Origin of the sequence: Burkholderia sp. Bp8986 (genome assembly GCF_003854225.1) — a bacterium.
GTDB lineage: Bacteria > Pseudomonadota > Gammaproteobacteria > Burkholderiales > Burkholderiaceae > Burkholderia.
Genome location: NZ_QTQM01000001.1, coordinates 191,155 through 203,298, shown reverse-complemented (window position 1 = coordinate 203,298; position 12,144 = coordinate 191,155). Strand labels below are relative to the sequence as shown.

The following is a 12,144-nucleotide window of genomic DNA, read 5'->3' as shown; positions in this document are numbered from 1 at the left end:
CAGCCCCGCCGGTTCTACGCTCAAAGCAAGCCCATCCCGCCCGACGCGATGATTTCCGCGCCGACGATGAACGCCGACTCGGGCGCGCTCAGGTGCAGCACCGTCGACGCGATTTCATCCGGCGTGCCGAACCGGCCAATCGGGACGAGCCCCCTGATCTTGTCGGCCGTCTCGTCGAGCGTCGCCGCATCGAGGCCGAGCTTGCCGTACAGCGGCGTCTGGACCGGCCCGGGGCTCACCACGTTCACCCGTACGCCGTGCGGCAGCAGTTCCGTCGACAGCGTCTTCGCGAACGAATTGACGGCCGCCTTGCTCGCCGCATACACGGACGACCCCGGCATCCCGATGTGCGCGTTGATCGAGCCGTTGATCACGATCGACGCGCCGCGGTTCAGCAGCGGGACGAGCGCCTGGATCTGGAAATACGCGCCCTTCACGTTCGTGTCGAACACGAGGTCCCACAACGCCTCGTCGATATCCGCGAACGGTGCGAGTTTGGCGACGCCCGCGTTGATGAACACGGCGTCGAGGCGCGCACCGGCGGCCGCGATCGCGTCCGCCAGCGCCCGCGCCGACGCGACGCTGCCGGCCTCGTTGCGGATCGCGAGCGCGCCGTCGCCGAGCGACTCGCGCGCGGCGGCAAGCGTCTGCTCGTCGCGGCCGGTGATGACGACCCGCGCGCCTTCGGCCGCGAATGCCCGTGCGGCCGCCAGGCCGATGCCGCTGTTGCCGCCCGTGACGAGGACCGTTTTTCCTTCGAAGCGTTGCATGATGTTCTCCTTGAACCGGTGAGTTGACCGTGAACACAGGATGCGCGCGGCGCCCGGCCTTGCCGTACGACCGGCGCGGCAGACACGTGCGAAATCTTCGAACGTGTTTGCCCCGGCCGTCCGGCGCGTGCCGGCCCGGCGCGCTCAGCCCGACACGTCGATCCCGTCGAGCAGGCGCTGCGCGAGCCGCGGTTCGCGCAGTTGCTCCAGCCACCATTGCAGCGCGCGGCCGTCGCGGTCGCCGCGCCACGCGACATACAAAACGTTCGGCTCGCGCGGATCGGCCGTTTCCTTTTCGACCAGCTCGCCGCGCGCCAGCAGCGACGCGACCCGCCGGCGCGGCACCCAGCCGACGCCGAGCCCGTCGCGCTGCGCGAGGATCTTCGCGCGCATCGACGGCACCGCGAGCACCGCCTGCCCGCCGAGCAGTCCGTACACACGGCCGACGGCCTGCCGCGACGAGTCGGCGACGACGACCGCGCGATGCGCGCCGATCGCGTCCCGGGTCAGCCGCGCGCCCGCCGACGCCAGCGGATGGCGCGGCGCGACGGCGAACACCCACTCCATCGCGCCGAGTTCGAACCATTTGAAGCCCGGAATCGCCGGCGGCTCGTTGGTCGCGCCGACGACCAGATCCGCGCGACCATCGCGCAGCGCTTCCCAGGTGCCGCCGAGCACTTCGTGCGTGAAACGCAGCGACACGCCCGAATCGAGCGCATCGAATGCGCGGACGACCGGCAGCAGCGTATCGAATTCCAGCACCTCGTCGCTGACGATCCACAGCCGGTCCTCCCAGCCGCTCGCGACCTGCCGCACGCGCTGCGTGAGCCGCGCGACGTCCAGCGCGAGGCGCGATGCCTCGTCGGTCAGCAGCTGGCCGGCCGGCGTGAGCTGCAGCCGGTAGCCGCGGCGGTCGAACAGCAGCGCGTCGAAGCGTGTTTCGAGCTGCCGCGCGGCGTGCGACACGGTCGACGGCGCCTTGCCGAGCCGTGCGGCCGCCCGCGACAGGCTGCCGGTGGCGCGGATCGCATCGAGCAGCGCGAGTTCGTCTTCGGACAGCATGAGCGCACTCCGGTCGGGGGGTCTGGTGGATCGTAAGGCAGCGGCGGGCGCCGACGCAATCGAATGGCACTGCCGGCAGCGGGCGGATGCCCAGCCGGCCGGGGCGCCGCAGCGCGCCGTGCCATTTGCCGCATCCGGCGCGCGTTGCGTGCCATGTGCCGCCTTTCACTGCCTCCTCGACGCCACGCGCGTGCCCTGGCCGAACGATGCCGCCCGCGCATGCGCGAACGCCGATCCGGCCATGAACTTCCGGTATGCTGATCGACGTCATATTTCCGCATTCGAGGTAACCACTGCGATGGACATCGCGATCCGCATCGAAGGCCGTCACGACCTGACCGGGCAGATCTTCCGGCAGTTGCGCACCGCGATCGTCGACGGGCGGCTCGAAGGCGGCGCCCGGCTGCCGTCGACGCGCGATCTCGCGAAGCAGCTCGGCGTGTCGCGCAAGACGACGCTCGACGCGTTCGAACGTCTCGTCGCCGAGGGTTACCTGAACACGCGCGCGGGCGACGGCACGTTCGTCGCCGGCGGCCTGGCGCGGGTTCCGCACGCGGCGGCGGCAACGCCGTCGCTCGTCGAGGACGCGCCGCCCGTCCATGCCGTCGACGCACGCGCGCTGTGGGACGAACTGCCCGACGCGCTCGCGATGCCCACGCCGCAGGACGCGCCCGCGTTCGACTTCCGCGGCGGCGTGACCGACAAGGCACTGTTTCCGTTCGACGCATGGCGCCGCTGCCTGCATCACGCGCTGCGCCAGCAGGCGCGCGGCCCCGGCCAGTACCATGCGCCGGCCGGCGACCCGCAGCTGCGCGGCGCGATCGCGCGCTACGTCGCGTTCAGCCGCGCGGTCGCGTGCGGCTGGGACGACGTGCTCGTCACGCAAGGCGCGCAACAGGCGCTCGACCTGATCGCACGCGTGGTCGTGCGGCCCGGCGACGTCGTCGCGGTCGAGAATCCCGGTTATCCGCCGGCGCGCGCGGCGTTCGCGTCGCTCGGCGCGACGGTGATCGGCGTGCCGGTCGATGCGCACGGCCTCGTCACCGGGCGGCTGCCCGACGACGCGCGCCTCGTCTACGTGACACCGTCGCACCAGTTCCCGCTCGGGATGCCGATGACGCTGGAGCGGCGCGTCGCGCTGCTCGAATGGGCGCAGCGCCGCCGCGCGGTGATCATCGAGGACGACTACGACGGCGAGTTCCGCTTCGAAGGCCGGCCGGTGGAATCGCTGAAGAGCCTCGACCGCACGGGTCTGGTCGCGTACGTCGGCACCTTCTCGAAGACGATCTTTCCCGAACTGCGGATCGGCTACGCGATTCCGCCGCGCGCGCTGCGCGGCGCGCTCGCCAAGGCGAAGCAGATCGTCGACTGGCACACCTGCACGCTGACGCAGGCGGCGCTCGCGCGCTTCATGCTCGAAGGCGATTTCGCGCGGCACCTGCGGCGCGTGCAGAAACACTACGACGCGCGCCGCAAGATGCTGCTCGCGCATCTGCGCGGCGGCCTCGCGCCGTGGTTCGACACGATCGTGCCGACCGCCGGCATCCACCTCGCCGCGCACCTGAAACCGGGGCTCGACGAAGCCGCGCTGGTCCGCGCGGCGCGTGAGCACGACATCGGCCTGTACGGGATCACCGCGTTCCACGTCGGCTCGGCGGCCCGCGCGGGGCTGCTGTTCGGCTATGGCGGGATCGACGCGCTGCGCATCGACACCGCGCTCGCGAAGCTGGCCGCGCTGCTGGATTCAGGCCGTGTCGGCGGCCCGCCACTGGTTACCTGAATTTTCCAGGAATTGGCCATTCAAGCAGGCCAGTGGCACGCTTAAAGTGGGTCCTGTCGCGCCACCGGGCGCATCCAACCGAACAGGACCTGCCATGCAACCGCGTCTGAACTTCTATACCGCCAGCCCGAACGCCATCAAGGTGATGCGCAACGCCGAGGAATTCCTCGCGAAAAGCTCGATCGAGAAGCCGCTCGCCGAACTCGTCCGGCTGCGCGCGTCGCAGATCAACGGCTGTGCGTTCTGCGTCGACATGCACACCACCGACGCACGCAACGGCGGCGAAACCGATCGCCGCCTGGCGACGGTCGTCGTCTGGCGCGAAACGCCGTTCTTCACCGAGCGCGAACGTGCGGCGCTCGAATGGACCGAAGCGCTGACGCTGGTCGCCGACAATCACGTGCCCGATGCCGTGTGGGAAGCCGTGAAGCCCCATTTCAGCGACACGGAGTTGTTCGAGCTGTCGATGCTGATCGCGACGATCAACACGTGGAACCGCTTCGCGATCGCGTTCCGCAAGATGCCCGAGTAAGGGGAGACGACGATGATGCGCTCCAGCTCCACGCTCCGCCGCGCGATGCTGTGCACGTCGCTCGCGCTCGGCGCCGCGCTGCCGGCCGCCGCCCGCGCGCACGATACCGGCGACAGCGTGCACGCGATCATGCAACAGGCCGTGCCCGAAGCGCCCGGCAAGCGCGCCGTCGTCGCGACCGTCGACTATGCGCCCGGTCAGGCATCCGAAGCGCACAAGCACCTCGGCTCGGTGTTCGCGGTCGTGTCGAAAGGCGAAGTGCTGTCGCAGGTGAACAACGGCCCGGTGCGCCGCTATCGCGCCGGCGAAGGCTGGTACGAGCCGCCCGGTTCGCGCCACCGGGTGTCGCGCAATGCGAGCGCGACCGAACCCGCGCAACTCGTCGTGTTCGGGCTGACGGGCGAGCATGTGCCGCTGAAGTCGCCGATCGATCAGTGATTTAGGAGGCCGTGCCGCGTCGGGCGCGCCGCCGTGCTGCACGGCCGGCGTCCCGCCCCGTGCCGCGCGACTTCCTAGCAGGTGTCGGGCTCGGCCGTTTCGCCCGCTGTTTCGCCGCTGTTTCGCCGCTGTTTCGCCGCTGTTTCGCCGCTGTTTCGCCCGCCGTTTCGCCGCCGTTTCGCCGGCCGTTTCACCCACGTTTCGATCAACGTTTCACCCGCCATTTCCCCCGTCGATCACCCGCCAGTTCCCCGCGAGTTCCCGCGTCTTCCGCATTAGCCGCTCCCTACACTCCACCGCCGGCGCACGCCCCTTCGCCACGCCGCCGCCCCGCCCGTCCGCCCCGCCATTCGCCACTCGCCTGATCGCGATCAACGCGGGCGAAAACCCTGCCTTGAAATTAACTAACTCATCAATTAGCGTCGATTTCATGAACGCGAAATCCACCGTCGCCAGGCCGCGCGGGCGCCGCCCGTCGGTGGACGACTTCGACCTGCGCGACCACATGCTCGACGTCGCGATGCAGCTGTTCGCCGAGCGCGGCATCGCCGCGACGACGGTCGCGCAGATCGCTGCGGCCGCCGGCGTCACGTCGGCGATGGTTCACTACTACTTCACGAATCGCGAGCAGCTGCTCGACGCGATCGTCGAGGAGCGGCTCGCGCAGGTCATCGCGTTCGTGTGGCGGCCGACCGCGCCGCAGATCGAAAACGATCCGTTCGCGCTCGTCGCCGAGCTCGTCGACCGCTTCTTCGACGTCACGCATCGCATGCCCTGGCTGCCGTCGATCTGGCTGCGCGAGATCGTCCACGAGGGCGGGCTGCTGCGCGAGCGGATGATCCGGCGCATTCCGCTCGAGCATGTCGGGCGGTTTGCCGAGCGCATCCGCGCCGCGCAGCAGGCCGGCACGCTGAACCCCGCGCTCGAACCCGCGTTCCTGTTCCATTCGATCATCGCGCTGGTGATGCTGCCGCTCGCCACCGCGAAGCTGTGGCAGAGCGCGCGCGGCCTGCCGCCGATCGATCGCGACGTGCTGCAGCGCCACGTCCGCGCGCTGCTCGGTTCCGGCATGCAACCGCCCGCCGCCGCGCCGCATCCCGACGCGCATGCGCGACGGAGGCCATCGTGAACGCGCCCCGCCCGCTGCCGCTCGCGCTGGCCGCCGCCGTCGCGCTGCTCGCCGGTTGCGGACGGCCGGCGAACGACGTCACGACCTTCCAGGGCTATGTCGAAGGCGAGTTCGTATACCTGTCGTCGTCGCAGGCGGGCACGTTGACGCAACTGTCGGTCGAACGCGGCCAGGCCGTCGCGGCCGGCGCGCCGGTGTTCTCGCTCGAAGCCGTCAACGAAACGGCCGCGCTGCGGCAGGCGCAACACCAGCTCGAGGCCGCGCGCGCGCAGCTTGCCGACCTGCAGACCGGCAAGCGCCCGCAGGAAGTCGCGGTCACGCGGGCCCAGCTCGCGCAGGCCGCGGCACAGGCCGCGCGGGCCGCCGCGCAATTCGCGCGCGACGAACGCCAGTACGCGGCCGGCGGCCTGTCGAAGCAGCAGCTCGACGATTCGCGCACGTCCGCGCAAACCACCGCCGCACAGGTGCGCGAGTTGCAGAACCAGGTCGACGTCGCGCGCCTGCCGGGCCGCGCGCAGCAGGTGGCGGCCCAGGCCGCGCAGGTCGATGCCGCGCAGGCGGCCGTCACCGAAGCGCAATGGAAACTCGACCAGAAGCGCGTCGCCGCGCCCGCCGCCGGGCGCGTGTACGACACGCTGTATCGCGTCGGCGAATGGGTGCAGGCCGGCAATCCGGTCGTGCAGATGCTGCCGCCGCAGAACCTGAAAGTGCGGTTCTTCGTGCCGGAGGCCGCCGTCGCGTCGATCGCGCCGGGGCGCACGGTTGCGATCCGCTGCGACGGCTGCCCGGCCGACGTCCCCGCGCGCGTCACCTACGTGTCGCGCGCGGCCGAGTACACGCCGCCCGTGATCTACAGCAACGAGAGCCGGACCAAACTCGTATTCATGGTCGAGGCGCGCCCCGCCGTCGCCGACGCGCCGAAGCTGCACCCGGGCCAGCCCGTCGCCGTGAGGATGCGATGAACGCACCGCCCGCCCCGTATGCGATCGACGTCGACCGCCTGAACAAGCGCTTCGGCGACAAGCACGTCGTGAAGGACGTCTCGCTGCGCGTCGCGCGCGGGGAGATCTTCGGTTTTCTCGGGCCGAACGGCAGCGGCAAGACGACGTCGATCCGCATGATGTGCGGCCTGCTCACGCCCGACTCGGGCAGCGGCACCTGTCTCGGCTACGACATCGTGCGCGACAGCGCGCAGATCAAGCGCCGCGTCGGCTACATGACGCAGCGCTTCTCGTACTGGGAAGACCTGTCGATCCGCGAGAACCTCGATTTCGTCGCACGCGTGTACGGGATGCCCGATCGTCAGGCGGCTGTCGCGCGCGCGCTCGACGGGCTCGGTCTCGCGAGCCGCGCGGACCAGCTCACGGGCGCGTTGTCGGGCGGCTGGAAACAGCGCCTCGCGCTCGCCGCGTGCATGCTGCACGAGCCGGAGCTGCTGCTGCTCGACGAACCGACTGCCGGCGTCGATCCGGCCGCGCGCCGCGACTTCTGGGAAGAGCTGCACCGGCTGGCCGCGCAAGGCATCTCGGTACTCGTCAGCACGCACTACATGGACGAGGCCGAGCGCTGTCACAAGCTCGCGTACATCGCGTCCGGCGAACTGCTCGCGCAGGGCACGGCCGCGGAAATCGTCGCGTCGCAGCACCTGTCGACGCGCACGGTCACCGGCGGGCACCTGGCGGAACTGTCCGCGCGCCTGCGCACGATGCCGGGCGTCGACCAGACGGTCGTGTTCGGCTCGACGCTGCACGTGAGCGGCCGCGATCGAGCGCTGCTCGACGCGACGCTCGCGCAGGTCGCGGCGCAGCCCGGCGCGCAGGAGAACGGTCACGCGCAGCTGCAGGTCTCGCCGATCGACACCGGGCTCGAAGACGTCTTCATCTACATGATGGGCCGCGCATCCGGGCCGCCCGGCGGAGCGGCGACATGAGCACGTGGACGGGCCTGCGCGACGCGTTCTCGGTCGCGCGCTGGTGGAGCATCGTGCTGAAGGAATTCCTGCAGCTGCGCCGCGACCGCGTGACGTTCGCGATGATCGTCGGCGTGCCGATCATCCAGCTCGCGCTGTTCGGCTTCGCGATCAACACCGATCCGAAGCACCTGCCGACCGCGGTGATCGTCGCCGACTCGAGCCCGTTCGCGCGCAGCTTCATCGCCGCGATGCGCAATTCCGCGTATTTCGACATCGTCGCGACGCTGCCCGACGAAGCGGCCGGCCAGCATGCGCTCGCACGCGGCGACGTGCAGTTCGTGCTGAGCGTGCCGGCCGACTTCTCGAAGCGGCTGCTGCGCGGCGAGCGCCCGTCGCTGCTCGTCGAGGCGGACGCGACCGACCCCGTCGCGACCGCATCGGCGCTCGGCGCGCTGCCGGGCCTCGTGCAACCCGTCGCCGACAAGGACCTGACGGGCCCGCTCGCGCACCTGAACGGTCGCCCGGCCGCGTTCGACATCGTGCTGCACCGCCTGTACAACCCGGAAGGCATCACGCAGTACAACGTCGTGCCGGGCCTGATGGGCGTGATCCTGACGATGACGATGGTGATGATGACGGGCCTCGCGATCACGCGCGAACGCGAGCGCGGCACGATGGAGAACCTGCTGGCGACGCCCGTGCGGCCGCTGGAGGTGATGACGGGCAAGATCGTCCCGTACGTGTTCATCGGGCTGATCCAGGTGTCGATCATCCTCGTGGCCGCGCGCTTCGTGTTCCACGTGCCGTTCGTCGGCGGCATGGTCGCGATCTACCTGTCCGCGCTGCTCTTCATCGCCGCGAACCTGACGGTCGGCATCACGCTGTCGTCGCTCGCGCAGAACCAGTTGCAGGCGATGCAGCTCGCGGTGTTCTACTTCCTGCCGAACATCCTGCTGTCGGGCTTCATGTTTCCGTTCGCCGGGATGCCGAAGTGGGCGCAGTTCATCGGCAACCTGCTGCCGCTAACCTACTTCAACCGCCTGGTGCGCGGCATCCTGCTGAAAGGCAACGGCTGGGCCGACCTGTGGCCGTCCGTGTGGCCCGTCGCGCTGTTTACGCTCGTCGTGATGGGCGTCGCGCTGCGCTTCTACCGGCGCACGCTCGACTAGGGGCCGCACGATGAAACCGGCTTCGCGTCGCGCCCGCCCCGCCGCCCGCCGCAGCGCATGGGCAGCCGTTGCGCTGCTCGTCGCCGGCTGCTCGGTCGGGCCGGATTTCCGCACGCCCGATGCGCCGGCCACACGGCAATACACGCGCGATGACCCGCCGGTCACGACGGCCGCCGCCGGCGGCCCGGCCGGCGACGCGCAGACGTTCGCATCGGCCGCGCACACGCCGCAACAGTGGTGGACCGCGTTCGGCTCGGCACCGCTGAACCGGCTCGTCGATACCGCGTGGCACAACAGCCCGACGCTCGCCGAGGCCCGCGCGCGGCTCGACGAAGCGCGACAGAACCACGCGGCCGAAGCCGGCGCGACGATGCTGCCGCGCGTCGATGCGAACCTGTCCGCCACGCGCGAGAAGGTCGACATCGCTGCATTCGGGCTGCCCGCCAACGTGCCGAATCCCGGGCCGTTTACGCTGTACGACGCGTCGGTGAGCGTGTCGTACGCGCTCGACGTGTTCGGCGGCAACCGGCGCGCGCTCGAGGCGTTGCGCGCCCAGGTCGACTATCAGGCGTACCTGCTCGACGCCGCACGCCTGACGCTCGCGGGCAACGTCGTCGCGACTGCGATCCTGCGCGCGTCGCTCGCGCAGCAGATCGCGCTCACGCGGCAGCTCGTCGACGCGCAAGCCCGGCAGTTGCGGATCGTCGACGCGCGCTTCGCGGCGGGCGGCGTATCGCAGGCCGACGTGCATGCGCAGCGCACGCTGCTCGCGCAGACGCAGGCCTCGCTGCCGCCGCTCGCGGCCCGCTACGCGCAGGCCGGCCACCGGCTCGCGATCCTGCTGGGCGCGCCGCCGTCCGGTGCCGAGCTGCCCGACCTCGCGCTCGACGCGCTCACGCTGCCGCGCACGCTGCCGGTCGCACTGCCGTCGACGCTCGCGCGCGAACGGCCCGATATCCGCGCGGCGGAGGCCGTGTTGCACCAGGCGAGCGCGAACGTCGGCGTGGCGACCGCGAACCTGTATCCGCGTTTTTCGATTTCGGCGGGGATCGGTTCGGAACGCACGCGCATCGCGGATATCGTGAGCGGGCTCAATGTGTGGAATGTCGGCCTCGGCCTGACGCAGCCGCTCTTTCATGGCGGCGAGCTGCACGCGAGGAAGCGCGCGGCCGAAGCCGCGTACGACGCCGCGTTCGCGAGCTATCGGGAAACCGTGCTGCTGGCGCTCCAGCAGGTCGCCGACGCGATGCGCGCGGTCGAACACGATGCGACGGCGCTGCAAGCGCGGGACACGGCCGCACGGGAAGCGGCGGCAGGCAACGCGATCGCCGGCGACCGTTACGCGGCGGGCGGGATCAGCGCGTTCGCGCTGCTCGACGCCCAGCGGCAGGCATTGCAGACCGCGCTCGACCGCACGCGCGCGCAGGCCGACCGGCTGGCCGACACGGCGGCGCTGTTCCAGGCGCTGGCGGGGAACTGGATGGATGATGCGGCGCGGTGATCGACACGACGGCGTCGGCGCCGACCGGGCATTGCCGGCCTGCACGTCATGCACCGCATGAGCGGCACACTTGTCGGGCTCGACAGCCGTCGCCGCGCGCTTCCATTCGACGACCATCCATGACCGAACCCGCAATACGCACCACACGTGCCGCAAATGGAAAAACCGGCCCGAAGGCCGGTTTTCGTACCGGAAGCCGTAAGCGGCGCTCGCGCGCCGCGCGGCATCAGAAGCGGTGGATCAGGCCGACGCCGGCCGCGATCTGGTTCTGCTTCGAACCTGCGCCCACGCCGTCGCCGATCGACGTCGTTGCATTGACGATGCCGCCGGTCAGGCCGCTGATCGTGTTGCCGGTAGCGTGCTGATACGCTTCAACCGCGTACAGGCCCGTGCGCTTCGACAGGCTGTAGTACTGCGACAGCGTGACCTGATGGTACTTGGCCGAGCTCGAGATGCCGTTCGACTGGGTCGCACGCGTGTACGAGTAGCCTGCCGCGAAGTCCCACTGCGGCGCTGCCTTCCAGTGCAGCACTGCGCCCGCCGTGTTGAAGATCGCCGTATTGTGGAATGCCGACAGGTTGCCCGGGATGTACTGGACGTTCGAGTACGACACCGAGATGTCCCACGCCGGCGTGAACTGGTAACCGGCCGTCACGGCGACACGTTGCTGCGACTGTGCCGTCTTGTAGCCGCCGTTGATCGACGACACGGCCTGCTCCGCACCGTTGCCGCTCGAATCCAGACCGTTTTGCGCGGTCGAGTTCGCGCCCCACACGCCGCCGCCGAGCGTCGCGTTGTTGATGCGCTGATAGCCAACCGCGATGCCTGCCGGGCCGTTCAGGTACTGGACCGCCGCGCTCCAGGTCGAGCCGCGGTTGAAGCTGCCTGCCACGCCGCCGAGCGAGTACGAACCGCCGACCGTGAAGCCGTAGAACTTCGGCGACATGTAGACGAGCGAGTTGTTCGCGCGGTAGCTGGTGTCGAGCGAGTCGATATCGCCCGGGTGCGCGCCGTAGTAACCGGTCAGCCAGGTCGTCGGGCTATACGGCGACAGCAGCGTGTAGTACGCGGTGTACTGGCGGCCGGCCGTCAGCGTACCGTACGTCGCGTTGGTCAGACCAACCCACGCCTGACGCGTGAAGATGCCGTTCGTCCATTGCGACGAGCCGTTGTTCGCGTTGAAGCCGGCTTCCAACTGGAAAATCGCCTTCGTGCCGCCGCCGAGGTCTTCGCTGCCCTTCAGGCCGAAGCGGCTGCCTGCCCAAATGCCGGTGGCCATCTGCACCTTCGAGTGACCGCCCGAAACCGCGCTGGTGGCCGACGAGTTGTTCTGCCAGGCGATAGCGTTATCGACGATACCGTACAGGGTCACGCTGCTCTGGGCGTGGGCTGCGGTAGCGGCTGCGAGACCCGCTGCCGTCATGGCGAAAGCGACGCGCTTTTTCATTGATTCTCCGTCCTCAAAGAATGATTTCTTTTCTGGTGTGGTTTTATGACTGACACATGTGCGAGTACATGCCGGTGCGATTCTGACGGATTACCAATCGTTTCCCAACATGTGCGGTCGGTCATCGTATGATCGACGCAACGCGGGGGTTCACCAAACGGTTACATAACACCTGAAAACGCTTACGCAGCGGGCCTTGCCGGCATTTCCCGGTGAAAACCCTAGCTTTACATTTTTACTGGTGCATCGCGACCGTCCAATGTCGTCAGACGCCCTCGGCAACAACCTTCTTACGAATGCGCGAGCGCGGCTGACGCCGCGATTCACGCCGCCGCGCAGGATCGCTGACATTCATGACACCCACGTTTCGGGAAGCGAAATCGTGAAAACGTTTCAGTCCGCGC

General features: G+C 69.5%; 11 protein-coding genes. 8 read left to right on the top strand and 3 right to left on the bottom strand.

The annotated features are described in order from the left end of the window. Positions 1-20: 20 nt before the first annotated feature. Together DID99_RS00865 and DID99_RS00860 are read right to left on the bottom strand one after the other, a co-directional pair. Positions 21-770 (bottom strand): SDR family oxidoreductase, encoded by a 750-nt coding sequence (locus DID99_RS00865; protein ID WP_124665847.1) that lies wholly within the window; start codon positions 768-770, stop codon positions 21-23. A 144-nt stretch (positions 771-914) separates the two neighbouring features. Further along, the gene (locus DID99_RS00860) at positions 915-1,832 is read right to left on the bottom strand and encodes a LysR family transcriptional regulator (protein ID WP_124665846.1); all 918 of its coding nucleotides are present in this window, start codon (positions 1,830-1,832) and stop codon (positions 915-917) included. Between the two features lie 298 nt (positions 1,833-2,130). Here DID99_RS00860 and DID99_RS00855 point away from each other — a divergent pair, with 298 nt between their 5' ends. The 8 genes from DID99_RS00855 (at position 2,131) to DID99_RS00820 (ending at position 10,293) form a co-directional block, all read left to right on the top strand. Next, on the top strand, positions 2,131-3,612 hold the full coding sequence (locus tag DID99_RS00855) for a PLP-dependent aminotransferase family protein (RefSeq protein WP_124665845.1): 1,482 nt from the start codon (positions 2,131-2,133) through the stop codon (positions 3,610-3,612). Positions 3,613-3,706: 94 nt separating this feature from the next. Next, positions 3,707-4,144: a carboxymuconolactone decarboxylase family protein gene (locus DID99_RS00850; protein ID WP_044843002.1), complete on the top strand. Its 438-nt coding sequence runs from the start codon at positions 3,707-3,709 to the stop codon at positions 4,142-4,144. 12 nt (positions 4,145-4,156) lie between these two features. Next, complete coding sequence (locus DID99_RS00845) at positions 4,157-4,582, top strand: cupin domain-containing protein (protein ID WP_124665844.1); 426 nt, start codon at positions 4,157-4,159, stop codon at positions 4,580-4,582. A 430-nt stretch (positions 4,583-5,012) separates the two neighbouring features. Further along, positions 5,013-5,711, top strand: a complete 699-nt coding sequence (locus DID99_RS00840) for a TetR/AcrR family transcriptional regulator (RefSeq protein ID WP_124665843.1) — start codon at positions 5,013-5,015, stop codon at positions 5,709-5,711. Next, positions 5,708-6,673 carry an HlyD family secretion protein gene (locus DID99_RS00835; protein ID WP_124665842.1) on the top strand — a complete coding sequence of 322 codons (966 nt, stop codon included), beginning with the start codon at positions 5,708-5,710 and terminating at the stop codon, positions 6,671-6,673. The genes DID99_RS00840 and DID99_RS00835 overlap by 4 nt, the downstream gene beginning before the upstream one ends. After that, positions 6,670-7,641 (top strand): ABC transporter ATP-binding protein, encoded by a 972-nt coding sequence (locus DID99_RS00830; RefSeq protein ID WP_124484925.1) that lies wholly within the window; start codon positions 6,670-6,672, stop codon positions 7,639-7,641. The genes DID99_RS00835 and DID99_RS00830 overlap by 4 nt, the downstream gene beginning before the upstream one ends. Then, complete coding sequence (locus DID99_RS00825) at positions 7,638-8,792, top strand: ABC transporter permease (RefSeq protein ID WP_124665841.1); 1,155 nt, start codon at positions 7,638-7,640, stop codon at positions 8,790-8,792. Before DID99_RS00830 ends, DID99_RS00825 begins: the two co-directional genes overlap by 4 nt. A gap of 10 nt (positions 8,793-8,802) precedes the next feature. Beyond that, on the top strand, positions 8,803-10,293 hold the full coding sequence (locus tag DID99_RS00820) for an efflux transporter outer membrane subunit (protein ID WP_124665840.1): 1,491 nt from the start codon (positions 8,803-8,805) through the stop codon (positions 10,291-10,293). Positions 10,294-10,519: 226 nt separating this feature from the next. Here DID99_RS00820 and DID99_RS00815 read toward each other — a convergent pair whose 3' ends face one another. Beyond that, positions 10,520-11,740, bottom strand: a complete 1,221-nt coding sequence (locus DID99_RS00815; RefSeq protein ID WP_044842995.1) for a porin — start codon at positions 11,738-11,740, stop codon at positions 10,520-10,522. Between the last annotated feature and the right edge of the window lie 404 nt (positions 11,741-12,144).

Excerpts from the sequence above, each read along its gene's own strand:
- DID99_RS00865 (WP_124665847.1), bottom strand. The coding sequence starts at position 770 with ATGCAACGCTTCGAAGGAAAAACGGTCCTCGTCACGGGCGGCAACAGC.
- DID99_RS00860 (WP_124665846.1), bottom strand. The coding sequence starts at position 1,832 with ATGCTGTCCGAAGACGAACTCGCGCTGCTCGATGCGATCCGCGCCACC.
- DID99_RS00855 (WP_124665845.1), top strand. The coding sequence starts at position 2,131 with ATGGACATCGCGATCCGCATCGAAGGCCGTCACGACCTGACCGGGCAG.
- DID99_RS00850 (WP_044843002.1), top strand. The coding sequence starts at position 3,707 with ATGCAACCGCGTCTGAACTTCTATACCGCCAGCCCGAACGCCATCAAG.
- DID99_RS00845 (WP_124665844.1), top strand. The coding sequence starts at position 4,157 with ATGATGCGCTCCAGCTCCACGCTCCGCCGCGCGATGCTGTGCACGTCG.
- DID99_RS00840 (WP_124665843.1), top strand. The coding sequence starts at position 5,013 with ATGAACGCGAAATCCACCGTCGCCAGGCCGCGCGGGCGCCGCCCGTCG.
- DID99_RS00830 (WP_124484925.1), top strand. The coding sequence starts at position 6,670 with ATGAACGCACCGCCCGCCCCGTATGCGATCGACGTCGACCGCCTGAAC.
- DID99_RS00825 (WP_124665841.1), top strand. The coding sequence starts at position 7,638 with ATGAGCACGTGGACGGGCCTGCGCGACGCGTTCTCGGTCGCGCGCTGG.
- DID99_RS00820 (WP_124665840.1), top strand. The coding sequence starts at position 8,803 with ATGAAACCGGCTTCGCGTCGCGCCCGCCCCGCCGCCCGCCGCAGCGCA.
- DID99_RS00815 (WP_044842995.1), bottom strand. The coding sequence starts at position 11,740 with ATGAAAAAGCGCGTCGCTTTCGCCATGACGGCAGCGGGTCTCGCAGCC.